Source organism: Adlercreutzia equolifaciens DSM 19450, assembly GCF_000478885.1.
Taxonomy (GTDB): Bacteria; Actinomycetota; Coriobacteriia; order Coriobacteriales; family Eggerthellaceae; genus Adlercreutzia; species Adlercreutzia equolifaciens.
This window is the reverse complement of sequence record NC_022567.1, coordinates 263,934-281,479: the sequence shown is the minus strand read 5'-3', so window position 1 is coordinate 281,479 and position 17,546 is coordinate 263,934. Positions and strand designations below refer to the sequence as shown.

Below are 17,546 nucleotides of genomic sequence, written 5' to 3'. Positions count from 1 at the left end.
GATGCGATCTGCGGCCTATTCCCAGTTCTGGCGCAGCCACTCGTACATGCAGGCGGTGGAGGCCTGGGCCACATTCAGTGAGGAAATCTCTCCCACCTGGGGCAGCTTCACGCCGAAATCGCAGTTCTCCAGCACAAGGCGCGACACGCCTTCACCCTCGTTGCCCATCACGAGCGCGATCTTGCCCTTGAGGTTCGACTGCCAAATGAGATCGGAGGCGTGCTCGGTGGCGGCGGCCACCCAGAAGCCCTCGTCCTTCAGACGCTCGATGGTGCTCACGAGGTTCGCCACCTGGGTGACGGGAATGTGAGAAATAGCCCCGGCCGAGCTTTTGTAGGTGGCGGCGGTCACGCGGGCGGCGCGCTTGTTGGGAATGACAATGCCGGAAGCGCCCACGCACTCGGCCGAACGGGCGATGGCCCCCAAGTTGCCGGCATCGGTGATGTGGTCGAGCACCACAATGAGCGCGCGGCCGTCGTGCTCCTCAGCCGACTGCTTCGCCGCGTCCAGAATCGTCGTCATGTTCACATAGTTGAACGGAGCCGCCTCAGCCATGACGCCCTGGTGGCTACCGCGCTCGGAAACCTCGTCGAGCTTCTTCTTCGACACCTTCTTAATAGGTACGTCCAGGTTCTTCGCCTTGCGCTGGATGTCGCGCACCAGGCTGTCGCCCTGGCTCAGGTTGTCGGCCATGAGGATGTACTTCAGCGGCACGTGGGTGCGCAGCGCCTCAATAACCGGCCGCTTGCCTTCAATGAAATCAGCCATGGAATCGCTTTCGTCGTGGTAGTTCAATGGTAATCGAGAAGTTTACCACGGCCCTGCGGCCCTTCTGAAGCCGCACGCCCAATCACGCCAAATCAACGCTGGGCCACCGCCCAAGCGGCAGCCCAGCCCGTGAATACTTTTGAATTCTTCGCTCGTCAGTTACTCAAGTAAACTTTACTAAAATCCACTTGAGTAAAATTCATCCGCGCAATCCTCTACTCCGTCTTCGCGTCGCGGGCGGCGATTTCGGCGGCCTTCTTGGCGAACTCGGCGCGCTGCTCGGGGGTCATCATGGCCATCTGAGCCTCCAGCACGTCGTGCTTCAGCGCTGTGGCGAAATCGGCGGAACCTTGCTTGGCGTTCTCGGCCGCCTTCTTGGCCGCATCGGCAGCCATCTCGGCCTGGGAGCGCGCCATGGACACGGCAGCCTCGGTCTGCTCGTGAGCCAACTCTGCGGCCGTCTTGGCCTGATCGTTCAGGTGGCTCGCGGCCGCCTGAGCCTCACGGGCCGCCTCGCCGACCGCGGTCTGGGCCTGCTGGCCCACGCGCTCGGCGGTGGCCTGAGCCTGTTTCAGCACCTCGGAGTTGATGGCCTTGCCCTGCTCCACGGTGATCTCCCCCTTGGCGATAAGCTGCTCCACCAGCTCCTGGGTCTTCTCGGCGCCGAGCGCCATGGCGCCCACACCAGCCAGGAACACGTCCTTCAATCCATCGGCAATCGTCGTCATTTCGGGGCCTCCCTTATCTCGACGGTGATTTCGCACCCTCTACTATACGAGCGCCCCCGCCCCACGTATGCCAACGGGGCGGCACCGTTACCGCCCCGTCAAAGGTTGATTGATTTGGTTAGGGAATCTGCCGCGAATGATTGCTCGCAGCCGTGCGCCCTGCGCGCGCCTGCGCGCCCGTGCGCTCGCATTCGCTCGTTCGCGGGTGCTATCCCAGGATCAGCTTCAAGACCACGTAGGCCACCACGAACCCCGACACGGCGCTTACCCCCATTTTCAGGCCGGCTGAAGCTACCGGGTGCTTGCGTCCGAAGGCCTCGTTGTCGCGCACCGGCTCCTCGCCGCGGGAGTACGCCACAATGTCGCGATAGGTGACCAGGTCGTACTTCTTCTTCATCGACTCCACCATGCCGAGCAGAATACATCCTAAAACCCACAGCGCAAGAAACAGCACAATTCCCAGCACCTCGCTCTCGGTGCACTTCGGCATGAGCGAGGAGGGGGCCGTAGGCACCGCGAACCCCACCGCCACGCACACCAGCCCGACGCCCACAAGCGCCCAAGCTGCCACCGTCAGGCGGCTCATTGTCTTCCAGTCGTTCTCAATCGCCTTTTCCATCGTTGCCACGTCTCCTTTCACGAGCTCATCGATGGACGTGCCGAAGATCTCGCTTAAGAGCAGAAGGCTCTGCACATCGGGATAGGTGCGGTCGGTCTCCCAGTTGGAAATGGTCTGCCGCGATACGAAAATGCGCTCCGCCACGTCCTCCTGGGACAGCCCCAGTCGGTTCCGGTGCTCCTTGAGATGCTCCTTGAGTTCCACAACACGTCCTTTCGCGATCAGAGTGACATGACACGCCGCAGCGTACCACCAAAACCCTTTGGCACAACCCCGCAGCCAATGAAAACCCCTGCCAAAAGTCTTTGACAAGGGTTCTGAACAGGGATTTTCTCTAGATAAATAGCGATCGTAGAAGCATTTAGTGCATTGAGCGCGGCTCGCGTCCATTCGGCGCGAATGCGAGAAAGACCCCGAAACGCGAGAGGCGATCCGGGGTCTTCGTCGATTGAGGAGTCTATTGCCCTACCCGAAAATGGCGGCGAAGGCGCCGGTGCCGGCGCCGTGCAGGACGTTGTCGCGCATGGCGCGGCGGGCAAAGCCCATCATCTCGGCCAGAGCGTCCAGCGCTACTTCCTTCTTCTCGCCCGTGCGACGCAGCTTCATCTCCACCTTGCCCTCTTTCAGGCCGCGCTTGCCCACGACAATCTGCACGGGCCAGCCGATGAGGTCGGCGTCGTTGAACTTCACGCCGGCGCGCTCGTCACGGTCGTCGATGACCACCTCGAAGCCGAGCTCGGCCAGATCCTTCGCGATTTTCTCGGCCATGGGCTGCACCTCGGCATCACCCACCGTGAGCGGCACCACGCAAATATGGGCCGGCGCCACCGACAGCGGCCACATGATGCCGTGCTCGTCGTTGTGCTGCTCGACGATGGCGGCCAGCGTGCGCGAGATGCCCACGCCGTAGCAGCCCATGATGAAGGGCTTCTCCTCGCCGTCTTCGTCCATGAACGTGGCGCCCATGGCACGGGAGTACTTGTCGCCGAGCTGGAAGATCTGGGCCACCTCGATGCCGCGAGCGCCTTCCAACGGAAGTCCGCACGTAGGGCAGCAGTCGCCGGGCTTCACCGTGGCCAGATCGGCCCACTCGTCCACCTGGAAATCCTCGCCCAGACGCGCGCCCACGTAGTGGTAGCCGTCCTCGTTGGCGCCCACGACCCACTGCGGGATGGCCTGCAAGCTGGTAGCGGCGATGATGCGGGCGCCCTCCGGCAGCCCCACCGGCCCCATGGAGCCCTTGCACAGACCGAAGGAGATCATCTCCTCGTCGGTCAATAGCGTGAAACCGGGCACGAGGCCCTCGATCTTCAGCTCGTTCAGCTCGTGATCGCCGGGAATGAACAGGCACACGAGGTTGCCCTCGGCGTCCTTGCCCGAGAGCGCCTTCACCGTGGACGACTCGGGGATGCTCAAAAATTCCGCCAGCTCGGCGATAGTGTGCACGTCGGGCGTGGCGATCTTCTCCATGGCGTCCACTTCGTACAGCGTGGGGCGAGCCAGGCACGCGCCGGCCTCGGCATCGGCCGCATAGCCGCACGAGCAGTACACCAGGTCGGCCTCGCCCGATTCCGCCAGCGCCATGAACTCGGTGGTCACCTTGCCGCCGATCTGGCCGCCGTCGGCCTCCACCTCGCGGTAATCCAAGCCGCAACGGTCGCAGATAGCGCCGTAGGCCTTCCCCATGGCGTCGTAGGTTTCCTGCAGCGACTCCTGGGTGGCGTTGAAGCTGTAGGCATCCTTCATGACGAACTCGCGAGAGCGCAAAAGACCGAAGCGCGGGCGAATCTCGTCGCGGTACTTCGTCTGAATTTGGTAGAGGTTCTGAGGCAGTTCCTTGTAGGAGCGCAACTCGTTGCGCACGAGCGCCACGATGATCTCCTCGTGGGTGGGACCGAGGCACATCTCGCGGTCGTGGCGATCGGTAAGGCGCATGAGCTCGGGGCCGTAGTCGTTCAAGCGGCCGCTTTCCTCCCACAGCTCCGCCGGCTGCAGCACCGGCATGAGAATCTCCTGGGCACCCGAAGCATCCATTTCCTCGCGCACGATGTTCTCGATCTTCTTCAGCACGCGGAAGCCCAAAGGAAGGAACGTGTACAGGCCCGAGGCGGCCTTGCGCAGCATGCCCGCGCGCAGAAGCAGGCGCGCGCTATCGATGTCGGCGTCCGACGGGTCTTCCTTCAAGGTGGGGGCGTACAGGTTGCTCATACGCAGAATCTGGGTCATAGGTTCTCCAACTCCTCCATAAGGGCAGAAACAATTTCCGACTCTTGCACTTTGCGGACGATTTTACCATGGGAGAAAACAACCCCCGCGCCCGCTCCGCAAGCCACCCCGATATCGGCATCGGCGGCTTCGCCCGGGCCGTTCACCACGCACCCCATGACCGCCACTTTCACCGGCTTGTCCACTGCAGCGAGGCGCTCTTCCACTTCTTGCGCGAGCCCAATGAGGTTCACCTGGCAGCGCCCGCAGGTGGGACAGCTGATGAGCTCGGGGGTGCGACGGCGCAAGTCCAGGGCGCCGAGCAACGTCCAGCAGGCCCGCACTTCCACCACGGGGTCGTCCGTGAGCGAGATGCGCATGGTGTCGCCGATGCCCTCTTCCAAAAGGACGCCCAGGCCGCATGCGCTTTTGATGATGCCTTGGAAGGCGGTTCCCGCCTCGGTGACGCCGATGTGCAGCGGCACCTCGGGCAGCTCGGCGGCCAACAGGCGATAGGTGTCGATGGTGGTCTGCACGTCGTGGGCCTTGGCTGACACCACAAGGTCGTGGAAGTCGCACTCGTCTTCGAAGAAGCGCACGTATTCGGTAGCGGAGGCAGCCAGTTTCTCGGGCAGCGTCAGGTCGTCGCGGGCCGCCAGCGCGTCGTCGAGCGAGCCGGCGTTCACGCCGATGCGGATGGGGATGCCCGCCGCCGACGCCGCAGCGATCACCTCACGGGTGGCCTCCAGGCCGCCGATGTTGCCGGGGTTGATGCGCAGCTTGGCCGCGCCGCGGGCCGCCGCCTCGATGGCGATGCGGGCGTCGAAATGGATGTCGGCCACCACGGGCAAGGGTGACGCGGCGCACACGGCTTCGAAGGCGTCCAGGCAGTCCCGACGCGGAATGGCCATGCGCACGATCTCGCAGCCGGCCTCGGCCAGCGCCTCAATCTGCGCGAGGTTGGCGGCCACATCGTCGGCCGGGGCATTCAACATCGACTGCACCGCCACCGGCGCGCCTCCGCCCACCGGCACGTCCCCCACCATCACGCGCCGCGTGCGGTCATGGGGCTTCAGTTCCTTGGTCACGGACCACTTCCTTTCCAACCGTTATCTTTCACCAATTATAAGTCCGGAATCCGCCCAAGGAAGTCAGCGAGGGTCCGACAGGTTTAAACCCCTAGCCCCAGTTGCCAAAGACGAACCTCTGGATGTCCTGGTTCAGCATGATGACGAAGAAGCCGAGGAACAGGGCCATACCAGCAAGCGACATATAGTTCATGGCCTTCTGAGACACTGTCTTGCGGGTGCCCTTCTGGAAGATTTCCACCACGAAGCGGCCGCCATCCAGCGGCGGGATGGGCAGCAGGTTCATGATGCCCAGCGAGACCGAGATCATGGCCATGAACTCCAACGCCTCCACGAGGCCCGCCTGGAAGTAGTCCTTCGACATGACGGCGATGCCGACGATGGAGGTGGAATCGGACACCGTCTGAGCCGCCGTGGCCGGGTTGAACAGGCCCGCTACCGCCTGAATCACCATGCCGATGTACATGAAGCCGGCCTGCAGCGCCTGCAGCACCGATGCGTGAATGGTCGTGATCTCGCCCGTTTCAGGATGCTGCACCTGAAAGCCGATGATCGAGAACACGATAATGAACACGAGCATAGCGAACAGCAGGTTCATGAAAATGCCCGCCAAAAGGATGACCGAGCGCTTCCAGAAGGGCAGCGAGCGGTACTGCTGGCGGTACTCGGACTCGTAAAGCGCATGGGGATCGGCCACTTCGCGAGCTTGGCCCAGCTCGTAGGAGGCGGGCGCCGGCAGCCCCGCCGCGGCCGCCTTCTTCAGAGCGCGCTTGCCGGGCGTGACGCGCGGGGCGCGGTAGGTGTTGTACTGATCGGCCTTGACGGGACCGATGACGCTGCCCCATTCCACCAGCTCTTCCAGGGCGTTGTATGCTTCATCGTCGCTGATGCCGCAGTCGCGGGCCACGTCCTCCATGTTGGCGGTGCCGCGGCGGTAAAGCGACGCGAGCACCTCCTGCAGGTGCGGCTGCAAAGGGCCGGCCTCCATGCCGCACACCTTCGCGTAGCCGCCGAGGGGCACGGCCGTGACGCCATAGCGGGTCTCGCCCTTCGTGAAGCCAATGGAAGGGCCGGGCAGGCCCAGCATGAACTCGGTAACGCGCACGCCGAAGGCCCGAGCGGCCAGGTAGTGGCCGCCCTCGTGGATGAACACGAGGAAGCCGATGCTGATAACGGCGCAGACGATCATGATGAGGATGTCCACAGATGTCTCCTTATATATGAGAGATTTCCTGCCTCGCAGGGCAGGAACGGGTGTCGCTGGTCATTATAGAAAGCGGGCACCCTTTGTCTTTCCCTTGGAGGGCCCTCTCGGAAAATAACTACAAGCTGGCTACGATCCCTCCATGGTTTAGGAGGGACGTACGCCGAATCCGTCGGCTGCGCCCGCCGCCTTGACTGCCGTCTCGGCGAGCGCGAAGCACGCGCCTTTGCTGCCGCCGCTTGAGAATCGAGCACCTCGAAGTCCCACCCTTTTCCCACTGAAGACCCGTCGAAGTCCCTTTTGGCTCCTCGCGCCGACCGCTTTTCCGTCGCATAAAAATACGACTCCCGCACGGTCGGGGGAGGGAATGAACTGGGGCATTCCCGCGTCATTTCTACGGTTCGGCTCTCGTAAGGTTATCGGCGTCAGGCATCGGGCGCCGTACGCCAAACCTTCCAGCCCGCATTCCTTCGAGACACGGACGTCACGATTGCGCCCCACGCCTGACTCTCTTTCGTCAATCGAGCAGCGCGGACACGTGGCCGCGCAGAGAGGAGTCACCGTGGATTCACTCGATCCCGTCCCCGCGCGCCCATCCCTCCAAGGAGGCCGCGCCCTTTTCAACATGGTTCTTGCCTTCCTACTGCTCGTGGGCCTCATCCCCGCGATGTGTGCCCCCGCGACCTCGGCAGTCGCCACGGAAACCGAGGGGGTGCCCGTCATGTTCCACTTTAAAGACTCTGCGGGCGAGACCATCGACTTCGCCAGCCTCACCGCGCCGCACAACCTGCAAGAAGGGCGCATTGTCGCCACGGTTGACGAGGGCGGAACGCTCGGTCTCGACGAGGCGCTCAGCTTCGCCGTGTATGAGCACTACGCCACCTTCGGCGACCGCCAGCGCGACATTACCGATGAGTGCTCTCTTGATGCCGCAGCGGGCACCGTGAGCATCCCCGAGTCCTATGCGGACACTCTGGAAACCCTCGGCATCGTCTTCGAGCTGTCGCCCGCACATCCCGCCTATGAGCGCTTTGTGCTCGCCGACCTCGACACAAGTCCGCAGGAGCTCACCGTCGGCGAAGAGACAACGACCATCGCCTCGGACATTCCCGACATCCTCGCCGAGGCCGGCGGCATCGCCCCCTTCGCGGCCGCCTTCCCCGGCCAGGCCGAGAAGCACTACGCGCTCAACCCCTATATGCGCCTCGAAACCTTCGATGTCGACATGCCCCGCAAACAGGAGGCCTATGGGTTCCCCAGCGATCTGGTAGGCTCCTATGGGTTCGGTGCTTTCTTCGGCACCTCTCAGCACTGGGTGAACGGAGTTTCCCAGGGAACGAACTTCAACGACTACGTGCTGAACACTGCATCGAGCAGCTTCGACGCCGTCGTGGACGCGTTCCTTTACGAGACGATCGCCGCCCGCAACGGCGCCGACGCGCCCTTCGCCACCTCGCGCACCGGCAGCGACTACCGCGCTCGCTTCCTCACCACGGGCAACGACTACAAGGACACCAACTACAGCGGGGGAAGCGCACCCACCAACCGCGCCATGGCCCAAGCCACCTGCGGCACTGCCGGCGTTTCCAACGGCTACGGCGCCGTGGCAAGCAACCCCAATGGCGACAACTACATCACCTACAAGGGCACCTACACCGGCTCGCAATCCGCGTACAACGGGTGGTACAAGTTCTACTACAAAATCGATGCCCGATCTGCCGCCACCAACAAGGAGTTTCAGGACGTTGTCGGCTACCTGCTCGTGGAGCCCATCAACACCGGGCGCGCCCAGGTCGTGAAGACCTCCGCCAATCCCACCATCTCCAACGCCAACGGGAATTACTCGCTCGCCAACGCGGTATTCGGCGCCTTCTCCACCCGTGCGAGCGCCGAAGCAGCGGCCGATCAGGCCGCCAAGGGCGCCTGGGGAAGCTGGCAGGCGGCCCGCACCTGGGCCCAGGCCAATGCTTCGTTTACCCTCGTCACCGGGGCGGACGGCAGAAGCGCGGTCGTCGAGGACATCGAGGGCGGCGACTATTACTTCTGCGAACTGTTCGCCCCACCCGGATTCCGCCTGAACAGCGCCGTCCAGAAGGCGACCGTGGAGGCAACCAGCGACGAGAGCGTCGTGTGCCAAGTCTCCTTTGCCGATGAACCCATGCGCGGCTCCATCGACTTGCTCAAGCAGTCGGGCTATCCCGAGGTCACGCTGGGGCACCCCGGCTACACCTTGGCGGGCGCCGTCTATGGCGTGTACGCGGACTCGGCCTGCACAAAGCTCGTCCGCGAAATCCGTACGAGTCTGAACGGCGATGCCGATGGCTACGGGCGCATCGACGAGATGCCCATCGGCTCCTATTGGGTGCGCGAGACCAAGCGCCCTCTGGAGGGCTATGCTCTGGATAGCCGAACCTATGCCGTGACCGTCGCCGATCGTTCCGTCACCCGCGTGAATACCACTGCCGTCAGCGACAAGGCAAAGCTGAATCCCCTCTCTCTTCTTATCCAGAAGAAGGATGCTCAAAGCGGTCAGAGCCATGCGCAGGGTGCCGCCACCCTCGGCGATGCCCACTTCCGCATCGATTATTATGCGGCCAAGAACGCTTCCCTGGACGCCCTTAAGACCCTCGAGCCGCAAGCAAGCTGGGTCGTGCGCACCAACGACGAGGGCGCCTTCCTACTCGACCAGGCAGAGAGCAGTTTCACGCACACCTTGGCCGACGGAACGACCGAGGAGCTTCCCTACAAGGTGGCAGGCGATGCGTTCTACAAGCTCTCCAACGGCCGCATCGCGCTTCCCATCGGCACCTATGCCATCCAGGAAGTGAAAGCGCCGCGCGGCTACCTCCTCGACGAGACCGTGCATGTGCGCCATGTCACCGATGCCGACACCGATGGCGAGATTATCGAGACCTTCGATGCGGAGCAGAATGGCGATCTCGTCACCGACCGCGTTGCCCGCACCGATCTGCGCTTTATGAAGCGCGCCGACGGCGCCGCGAAGCTGGCCGGCATCCCCTTCAAGCTCACCTCGAAGACGACCGGCGAATGGCACATCCTCGTCACGGACAAGAACGGGCTCGCTTCCACGGAATCTACCCCGGGCCATCCCCACGACGCGAACACGAACGCCAACGACGCGCAGTTCACCGCTCCTGACGGCAGCTTCCAGATGCCGCTTACGTTGGACACCGAGGCCCTTGATGCCACAGCGGGGATCTGGTTCGGTCTCAATGCCGAAGGGGCGTCCGTCGCTGCAGACAACGGACTGGGCGCACTGCCCTTTGACACGTACGAGCTGGAAGAGCTTCGATGCCCGGCCAACGCAATCTTCGAGATGATCCGCGATGAAATCGTGGTTGACGAGAGCGATGAGGGGCTCGTCATCGACTTGGGCACCCTCAACAACACGGGCACCGGCAAGCCCACGATCCGCACGAGTGCCTACGACGGTCTGTCCGACGATCTGTACGACACGCAGATCAGCGCCGATACCAAGGCCGTCGTCATCGATCGAGTCACTTATTCTGGCCTAGAGCCCGGAGAGCCCTATCTGCTTCGGGGAACCCTCATGGACAAAGCCACCGGAGAGCCGTTCCTCGTGAATGAGGAAGAAGTCGCCGCCGAGCTTGAGTTCACTCCCGAGGATTACAACGGGTACGCAAACGTGACCTTCGCCTTCGACGCCTCGGCGATCACCGAGGACACCAACCTCGTCGTCTTCGAGACGCTTCTGCAAGATGGCGTCGAAGTAGCCTCGCACCGCGATCTCGCCGACCGCAAGCAGACCATCGCCGTGAGCCCTATCGCCATCGGCACAACGGCCGTCGACGCCGCCACCGGCACCCACGAAGGCGTGCCGGCAGAAGAGGTCACCATCATCGACACCGTCAGCTACCAGGGCCTAACCCCCGGCGAGGAGTACGAGCTATCCGCCGTGCTCATGGACAAAGAGGAAAACGCCCCGTGGCTCGTGGAGGATAAAGTGGTCATGGTAAGCCACCGGTTCATCCCCGAGGAATCCTCGGGCACGGTGGATGTCGAGATCACCGTTCCCGGCACCAACTTGGATGGCGTGAGCCTCGTGGTCTTCGAATCGCTGCTGCACGACGACATCGAGGTGGCCCTCCACGCCGACATCGAGGACGAGGGGCAGACCGTCTCCTACGCCTATCCCGACCTGCCGCTGCCGCCGACCGGCGGCGACGAGCCGGAGGAGCCCACTGAGCCCGAAGCCGACGAGCCCGAGCCGACGCGCGTCGCCCAAACCTCGCGCCTCGCTCAAACGGGAGACGAGAGCCTCACGGTGATTTGCTTGGTCGCCCTGCTCGCCGTAGCCGGCGCCGGCGCTGCCTTCGTCGCCTACCGCAAGCGCCGCTGAGAACGCTTCCGGGGCGGCGCCGCTAACTCCGCCGCCCCCGGGCCCACTCGCTTGCGAAGGCGCGGGCCCATGCGTCGACGGCCTTCAGCTGCTCGAGGCTCTCCACGACTTGGACGCCTGCCCCTTCGTGGGCGTCCATGGTCGCTTCGACGCAGCGGGCGATATCGAGGTAGCCGATCTGCTCGGCGAGAAATGCCGCCACCGCCACTTCGTTGGCGGCATTCATGACGGCGGGCAGCGTGCCCCCCACCTCACCTGCATGACGAGCCAGAGAAAGACAGCGGAACGTATCCACATCGGGCGCCGCAAATTCCAGCGAGCCCAACGTCCGAAAATCGAGCGGTCTCACGGGAGCCTCCCACCGCTCGGGATAGGAGAGAGCAAATTGAATGGGAATGCGCATATCGGTCGTGCCCAAATGAGCCAGAACCGACCCATCGGTAAACTCCACCATCGAATGGATGGCACTCTGGGGCTGCACTACCACCTCGATCTGATCGTAGGGCATCGCGAACAAGTGGTGCGCCTCGATGACTTCGAGCCCCTTGTTCATCAGCGTCGAGGAATCGATGGAGATCTTCGCCCCCATGTTCCAGGTGGGATGGGCCAGTGCCTGAGCTGGCGTGACCGCCTCCAGGTCGGCGATCGTCTTGCCTCGGAACGGGCCGCCCGAAGCCGTCACCCACAGCTTCGAGACCTCGCGCGGGTTCTCTCCGAGCAGACATTGGTAGATGGCTCCATGCTCCGAATCGATGGGCATGAGCGCGCCTGCCGGCCCTGTCGCCGGAGCTACGCCGGAGGCCCGACGATCCGCATCCACCGCTGCTGCCAGCGGCATAATGAGGTCGCCACCCACCACAAGCGACTCCTTATTGGCCAAAGCGAGCACCTTGCCTGCCTTCAGCGTCGCATAGCTCGCCTCCAAGCCAGCTGCTCCTACCAGGGCGTTCACGACGACATCCACCTCGGGCAGTTGGGTGAGGGCCACGACGGCTTCGGAACCAACACCGAAGCTCGCCTCCGCGTCCTCCTGGTCCTTGGGGACGGCCAGCGACCGCACGAGGGCCCGCGCCTCATCGCAACGGGGGTCGTTCGCCAAAGCGGCATTCCCCACGGCCAGATGGCGCACATCGAACTCCCGAGCTTGGGCGAGCAGCGCATCCAGGGAGTTGTTCACCGCGAGGCCGACGATCTCCAGCTTATCGCCGTGCTGTCGCACGACATCGAGGGTTTGGGTGCCGATGGACCCGGTGGAACCGAGTACCACAATGCGCCGTTTGGCCATAAGAACCCCTTTCAATACGAGAAGACGTGCGAGGAGCGGGCCGTAGCAGACCGCCTAGAAAAGAGCATAGGGAATGCAACCGCCGGCTATCAGAAGGATAGCTGCCGTGATGGAGGTGAGGAACAGCGAGTCGCTCCGATCGAGCAGGCCGCCGTGGCCGGGCATGATGGTGCCGGAGTCCTTGAACCCGGAATTCCGCTTGATGCGGCTCTCCGCCAAATCGCCCAGCACTCCCATGCAGCCGGAAATGATGCCGAAGACAATAGCCTGAGGAATGGCCATGGTGATGCCGGGCACCAGCGTCATGAGGCACCAAAATATCACCGACCCCACCAGACCTGCGATGAACCCTTCCCAGCTCTTCTTCGGACTCGTGCGCGGTGCCAGCTTGTGCCTCCCGATTTTGCTTCCCACCAAATAGGCGAAGGCGTCGTTGGCCCACACCGACAAGAACAGCAGAAGCACGCAGACGCCGCCCCACGGCGCCGGCAGCGACACACGGATAATCACCAGTCCGCACAGCAGAAGGCCCGTGTAGGCAGCGCCGAAGAAGCTCACCCCCACATCGGGGATGCGGGCCCGCAGCCAGAACACGTACCACACCAAGAGGGCCAGCAGAAGAGCCAAGCTCACCAGCATCGCGCCCACCAGACCAGCAATGTACACACTTAGGGGATAGAGCACGGCCGCGATGATGCCGAGCATCTCGTTGGGCAGCTTCGCATCGGAGCGCAGCATGTAGAAGAACTCGCCGGCGCAGATGCCAGCGACAACCATCAGCATGAGCACCATGGGGATGTTGCCGGCCAGCACGCAGATGACCGTCACCGCCGTGTAAATTACCCCGGTACGGAAACGCACTTGAAGATCGGAGGGATTGCGCAGCTTGTCCGGCGTCTTGTCCAGCGCCTTCTGCTTCAGGCGATCACGCTTCTCCTGGCGCGTCTCGCGCTTCTCCTCGCGAGCGGCGCGCTCCTCGTCGGAGAGGTCGTAGTGCCAGGGAGGACCTTCGGGGGCCGACTCCGCATCGCAAACGACGGGGGGCAAGTCGCGTTCCTCATCGGGCTGCAGTCGGTCGAGCAAATGAGTGCGCTCCTCCGAGGGCGCACTCACCTCGTCAAGGGACGCACTCATCCCGTCAGAAGCCGCCGCCCCACGCGCAGCTGACACGCTTCCGCGCTCTTCCGAACGCACACGGCGACCATGGTCGCCTCGGCGCAATCGCTCGCGCGCCGCTCGGGCTCGATCCCTCTTCTCTTCGTCGGAAATCCCCCCGCGCATTTAGGCTACGCCCCCGAAACGGCGGTTCCGCCCCTGATACTCGAGCAGGCACTCCAGGAAGGTGTAGCGGTTGAAGTCGGGCCACAGCACATCGGTGACCACGAATTCGGAATAGGCAATCTGCCACAGCAGGAAGTTCGAGATGCGCATCTCGCCCGAAGTGCGAATGACCAGGTCGGGGTCGGGCATCCCGAACGTGTACAGCCCCCGCTCGAACATCTCCTCGGTGGGCTCTATCACTTCCCCGGTCTCTTCGCCCAAAAGCACCGCCTCGCGCATGCAGCCCCGGCAAGCGCGCAGTATTTCCTGACGGCCACCGTAGTTCACGGCCACCACCAGCGTCATACCGTCATTGTCGCGCGTCTTCTCCCAGGCCTCATCGAAAGCCTCGCGCGTCTCTGCGGGAAGCGCCGAGAGATCGCCGATCGTTCGCACGCGCACGCCCTCTTCATGAAGGCCGTCCACTTCGGCGAGCATGGTCTTGGCGAACAGATCCATCAGCCCCACGACCTCATCTTCGGGCCGCTTCCAGTTCTCCGTGGAAAACGAGTAGATGGTCAGATAGCGCACCCCAAGATCCGACGCGCAGCGAATGGCCTCTCGCACCGCCTCGATGCCGGCCTTATGGCCCTTCAGGCGGTTCAACGCACGCTTTTTCGCCCATCGCCCGTTGCCGTCCATGATGATGGCCACCGACTCGGGGATCCTCTCCGGATCAAGCGCCCGAGGATCAACCCCCTCGGGCGGATCCGGAAATATGTAATCTAAATCCTTGTTCATCCCTACCCACCGGTCGTTCGTGAAGCCAGTGAACCCCCTAGATCTCCATGACCTCGGCTTCCTTCTTCTTCAGAACCTCATCGACCTCGGCAACGAACCGATCGGTCATCTTCTGGATCTCGGCCTCGGCCCGCTTCGATTCGTCCTCGGGAAGGTTGTCGTTCTTCACGGCCTTCTCGATCGCGGTGTTCGCATCGCGGCGGGCGTTGCGCACGGCCACGCGCGCTTCCTCGGCGTAGGTCTTGCACTGCTTCACCAGATCGCGGCGGCGCTCCTCGGTCAAGCTCGGGAACGGCAGGCGAATGACCGAGCCGTCGTTGTTCGGGGTCACGCCCAAATCGCTCTCGAGGATGGCGTGCTCGATGGCACGCAGCATGCCCTTGTCCCAAGGCTCGATGACCAGCAGATGGGCCTCGGGCGTCTTCACGCCAGCCATCTGGTTCACCGGCGTGGGCACGCCGTAGTAGTCCACCTTGATGCGGTCGAGCACCATGGCGTTGGCGCGGCCCGTGCGCACGCCCATGAAGTTCTCCTTCAGCGCCGTGATGGCCTTTTCCATGCGCTCTTCCGTGCTCATCAGAATCTCGTCGATATCTGCCATGAGGGTTTCCTCCCTAATCACTCAGGGGCTCCTCCCCCTGAAATCCTTCTAGAATCCGCCGCGAGTTTCTCAACCCGCGGCATACGCTCGTCCTCGCTATCGTGCCGACAAGCGGCTCCGACGCGGCCTGCGCTCCAGGCGCCTACTCGACCACCGTGCCCACCGGCTCGCCCTGCAGAGCGGCCTTGATGTTGCCCGGCTTGGTGAGGTCGAAGACGATCATGGGCACGTCGTTGTCCATGCAAAGCGAGGTGGCCGTGGCATCCATGACATGCAGCCCCTGGCTCAGCACCTCCATATAGCTGATATGGTCGAACCGGCGCGCGTCGGGGTTCTTCATCGGATCGGCATCGTAGACGCCGTCGACCTTCGTGGCCTTCATGACGCAATCGACGTCCAGCTCGCAGGCGCGCAGGGCCGCCGTCGTATCGGTCGTGAAATAGGGATTGCCCGTGCCAGCCGCCAAAATGACGACGCGCCCCTTCTCCAAATGACGGATCGCACGACGGCGAATGTAGGGCTCGGACACTTCCTGCATATTGATGGCACTCTGCACACGGGAGAAGATGCCGTGGCGCTCGAAGGCGTCCTGCAGAGCGAGCGCGTTCATCACCGTGGCCAGCATGCCGATGTAATCGGCCTGAGAGCGATCCATGCCCTCGGCCGATCCGGCCAGGCCGCGGAAGATGTTGCCCCCGCCAACAACCACAGCCAGCTGCACGCCATCGTGAACGATCTCGGCGATTTCCTCGGCAAGGTCATCGACCACTCGCGGGTCAATGCCGTACCCCTGATCGCCGGCGAGCGCCTCGCCAGATAGCTTGAGCAGCACGCGATCGTACTTGTATTCGTTCGCCATCGAGTACATCCCTTCGTCGGCAGGATCTTGTAAACGGATACATATTACCCGAAGTCCCTCGCCAACGCAGCGTCAGCCTTCCAAGATCAAAGAATTAGCTCAGGGCTGGGGCGCGAGCATAGGGGCTTACCCGAACCCTCTCCTGCTGAACCGCAAACCTCCGTGCAGACCACTGCGAGCAGAAACGCATATCGCGCAGACGCCAGGCAGCTACCCTTCCCGTGCGCCCATTCTTCAGAAATTGCCAAGTTATGTCATATATGACCTATGACTGATTCGTCATCAACGTACCCTTGGCCCCATGAACGACGAACAGGAAAAGGTGCAAGCCCGCATTCACTCGCTTGGTCAGCAGATCAGGGCGCATCGCATTGCCCAAAACCTTTCCCAGCAAAGGCTCGCCCTCATGGTGCACACCGACCAAGCCGTCATCGCCCGCATCGAGGCCGGCAAGCACAACACGGGCATCGCCAAATATATCGAAATCGCCGACGCCCTCGACGTCCCCCTGGGCTCCCTCATCGACTTCTAAGGCGCAGAACTTCCGCTCACCCCGCCAATCGAGCGAGCGAGCGAAAGGCTCTCACAAGCTCTTAAGAATCTTTCCCGTGTCTTTTTAAAATAACAGCGATGGAAGGCGTCTCGTCGACGTCTGCCGACTCGGTCAGTCCTACTCCTCGCGAGCGGGCGGTTCGTACACGAGTAAATCGCCCGGTTGGCAGTGCAGCTCACGGCACAAATCCTCCAGCAGCGAGATCCGAATACCTTTTGAGTGATTGCAGCGCAAGTGGGAGAGGTTCACCGCCGAACGCCCCACCTTCTCCGACAGCTCGTTGACACTGACGTCGCGGTCGGCCATGACCACCTTCAATTTCGACACAATAGGCATAGCATGCTCCCATCCGCTCAGAAGACCGCTTTTGCGTGCTCCTTCAGGTGCCCGCGCAGCCGTAGCTTCTTCACAGCGGCGTAGCGACCTCATGATGTACTTAACATACTAGCACGTTATCAATAATTTTTAATGTAATATTTTGATATCAGACAGACAGCACCCTTCCCCAGCGGAGGACATCCATCTTCCAGTGCGCTTCCTCTGATGTTTATTCGGCCCTTTCCAGCCCGAACTCCGCGAGCATTTTATCGCGATAGGCAGCATCTTCGGGGGAGACCTGCATCTCGATGTCGAACACGCGGCTTCCCTCCCGGGCGAACGCGTCCATGCGGACGCCGCGGCTCGCCGCTGCCGGCTCCTTCGCCTGCTCGGCGTTCAGATAGGCTATCTCCCCCACCTCTATCCCCAGCGCGGCGCGCAGGATCTTGCGGCACACCTCCTCCTCGCATAGCACTCTGTTAAACATCCAGCGGTCGCGCAGGTACTGCAGGCCGCCCTCCGGGGACGACAGCTCGACGTTGTATCCGTAGTGGGGCGCTCGAACCGATCGCCGTAGCCGGGCAGCGGCTCCATGGCCAGCTCCTCCTCGCCCCACGGGGAGTAGGAGAGGCTCGCGGCGATTTCTGCGGGATTTCAAGGTTCAGGGAATATCGTATCTCCGGTGCCAGGGGCGGTCAAGGACGCACCCGGCACAAGCAATGCGCCGAATCGCGCAGAACAAGCCGTCCAAATCTGGCAAGTTTTTCGAGAGTTTCGACGCGAAGAGACCGGGCGCAAAGGCATCTGGGGCGAAATCTCTAGTCCACTTATCACATCTCGTTAGATCTGGACAGCTTGAATGTCATCAGTTGGCCC

Annotated in this window: 15 protein-coding genes; 2 read left to right on the top strand and 13 right to left on the bottom strand. The window is 62.7% G+C overall.

The window, feature by feature from the left end:
• Positions 1 to 15: 15 nt before the first annotated feature.
• The 6 genes from rlmB to AEQU_RS00785 all read right to left on the bottom strand — a co-directional run bounded on the left by rlmB (position 16) and on the right by AEQU_RS00785 (position 6,612).
• Positions 16 to 768 carry a 23S rRNA (guanosine(2251)-2'-O)-methyltransferase RlmB gene (gene rlmB, locus AEQU_RS00810; protein ID WP_041714757.1) on the bottom strand — a complete coding sequence of 251 codons (753 nt, stop codon included), beginning with the start codon at positions 766 to 768 and terminating at the stop codon, positions 16 to 18.
• Positions 769 to 983: 215 nt separating this feature from the next.
• A complete protein-coding gene (locus AEQU_RS12420; RefSeq protein ID WP_022738444.1) occupies positions 984 to 1,496 on the bottom strand; it encodes a phasin family protein in 513 nt (170 codons plus the stop codon).
• A 208-nt stretch (positions 1,497 to 1,704) separates the two neighbouring features.
• A complete protein-coding gene (locus AEQU_RS00800; protein ID WP_022738440.1) occupies positions 1,705 to 2,319 on the bottom strand; it encodes a helix-turn-helix transcriptional regulator in 615 nt (204 codons plus the stop codon).
• A 261-nt stretch (positions 2,320 to 2,580) separates the two neighbouring features.
• A complete protein-coding gene (locus AEQU_RS00795; RefSeq protein ID WP_022738437.1) occupies positions 2,581 to 4,341 on the bottom strand; it encodes a proline--tRNA ligase in 1,761 nt (586 codons plus the stop codon).
• On the bottom strand, positions 4,338 to 5,408 hold the full coding sequence (ispG, locus tag AEQU_RS00790) for a flavodoxin-dependent (E)-4-hydroxy-3-methylbut-2-enyl-diphosphate synthase (protein WP_022738433.1): 1,071 nt from the start codon (positions 5,406 to 5,408) through the stop codon (positions 4,338 to 4,340). The genes AEQU_RS00795 and ispG overlap by 4 nt, the downstream gene beginning before the upstream one ends.
• Positions 5,409 to 5,499: 91 nt before the next feature.
• Entirely contained in the window at positions 5,500 to 6,612 is a 1,113-nt protein-coding gene (locus AEQU_RS00785; protein ID WP_022738429.1) for a site-2 protease family protein, read from the bottom strand.
• Between the two features lie 562 nt (positions 6,613 to 7,174).
• Here AEQU_RS00785 and AEQU_RS00780 point away from each other — a divergent pair.
• The gene (locus AEQU_RS00780; protein WP_022738425.1) at positions 7,175 to 10,993 is read left to right on the top strand and encodes a VaFE repeat-containing surface-anchored protein; all 3,819 of its coding nucleotides are present in this window, start codon (positions 7,175 to 7,177) and stop codon (positions 10,991 to 10,993) included.
• Positions 10,994 to 11,015: 22 nt separating this feature from the next.
• Here the strand turns inward: AEQU_RS00780 and dxr are convergent, their stop codons facing one another.
• From dxr to pyrH, 5 genes are all read right to left on the bottom strand, one after another.
• Entirely contained in the window at positions 11,016 to 12,278 is a 1,263-nt protein-coding gene (gene dxr / locus AEQU_RS00775; RefSeq protein WP_022738422.1) for a 1-deoxy-D-xylulose-5-phosphate reductoisomerase, read from the bottom strand.
• 54 nt (positions 12,279 to 12,332) lie between these two features.
• Positions 12,333 to 13,448: a phosphatidate cytidylyltransferase gene (locus tag AEQU_RS00770; RefSeq protein ID WP_306766839.1), complete on the bottom strand. Its 1,116-nt coding sequence runs from the start codon at positions 13,446 to 13,448 to the stop codon at positions 12,333 to 12,335.
• A 111-nt stretch (positions 13,449 to 13,559) separates the two neighbouring features.
• Complete coding sequence (locus AEQU_RS00765; RefSeq protein ID WP_022738414.1) at positions 13,560 to 14,339, bottom strand: undecaprenyl pyrophosphate synthase; 780 nt, start codon at positions 14,337 to 14,339, stop codon at positions 13,560 to 13,562.
• A 37-nt stretch (positions 14,340 to 14,376) separates the two neighbouring features.
• Positions 14,377 to 14,940, bottom strand: a complete 564-nt coding sequence (gene frr / locus AEQU_RS00760; protein WP_041714289.1) for a ribosome recycling factor — start codon at positions 14,938 to 14,940, stop codon at positions 14,377 to 14,379.
• Positions 14,941 to 15,082: 142 nt separating this feature from the next.
• Entirely contained in the window at positions 15,083 to 15,799 is a 717-nt protein-coding gene (gene pyrH, locus AEQU_RS00755) for a UMP kinase (protein ID WP_022738407.1), read from the bottom strand.
• Positions 15,800 to 16,100: 301 nt separating this feature from the next.
• Between pyrH and AEQU_RS12220 the strand changes: the two genes are divergently transcribed.
• Entirely contained in the window at positions 16,101 to 16,331 is a 231-nt protein-coding gene (locus AEQU_RS12220; RefSeq protein WP_022738404.1) for a helix-turn-helix domain-containing protein, read from the top strand.
• Between the two features lie 138 nt (positions 16,332 to 16,469).
• On the opposite strand, the gene AEQU_RS00750 is transcribed toward AEQU_RS12220, so the two are convergent.
• Together AEQU_RS00750 and AEQU_RS00745 are read right to left on the bottom strand one after the other, a co-directional pair.
• Positions 16,470 to 16,688 carry a helix-turn-helix domain-containing protein gene (locus AEQU_RS00750; RefSeq protein WP_022738400.1) on the bottom strand — a complete coding sequence of 73 codons (219 nt, stop codon included), beginning with the start codon at positions 16,686 to 16,688 and terminating at the stop codon, positions 16,470 to 16,472.
• A 211-nt stretch (positions 16,689 to 16,899) separates the two neighbouring features.
• Positions 16,900 to 17,127, bottom strand: a complete 228-nt coding sequence (locus AEQU_RS00745) for a hypothetical protein (RefSeq protein ID WP_117282257.1) — start codon at positions 17,125 to 17,127, stop codon at positions 16,900 to 16,902.
• Between the last annotated feature and the right edge of the window lie 419 nt (positions 17,128 to 17,546).

Excerpts from the sequence above, each read along its gene's own strand:
- rlmB (WP_041714757.1), bottom strand. The coding sequence starts at position 768 with ATGGCTGATTTCATTGAAGGCAAGCGGCCGGTTATTGAGGCGCTGCGC.
- AEQU_RS12420 (WP_022738444.1), bottom strand. The coding sequence starts at position 1,496 with ATGACGACGATTGCCGATGGATTGAAGGACGTGTTCCTGGCTGGTGTG.
- AEQU_RS00795 (WP_022738437.1), bottom strand. The coding sequence starts at position 4,341 with ATGACCCAGATTCTGCGTATGAGCAACCTGTACGCCCCCACCTTGAAG.
- dxr (WP_022738422.1), bottom strand. The coding sequence starts at position 12,278 with ATGGCCAAACGGCGCATTGTGGTACTCGGTTCCACCGGGTCCATCGGC.
- AEQU_RS00765 (WP_022738414.1), bottom strand. The coding sequence starts at position 14,339 with ATGAACAAGGATTTAGATTACATATTTCCGGATCCGCCCGAGGGGGTT.
- frr (WP_041714289.1), bottom strand. The coding sequence starts at position 14,940 with ATGGCAGATATCGACGAGATTCTGATGAGCACGGAAGAGCGCATGGAA.
- pyrH (WP_022738407.1), bottom strand. The coding sequence starts at position 15,799 with ATGGCGAACGAATACAAGTACGATCGCGTGCTGCTCAAGCTATCTGGC.
- AEQU_RS12220 (WP_022738404.1), top strand. The coding sequence starts at position 16,101 with ATGAACGACGAACAGGAAAAGGTGCAAGCCCGCATTCACTCGCTTGGT.
- AEQU_RS00750 (WP_022738400.1), bottom strand. The coding sequence starts at position 16,688 with ATGCCTATTGTGTCGAAATTGAAGGTGGTCATGGCCGACCGCGACGTC.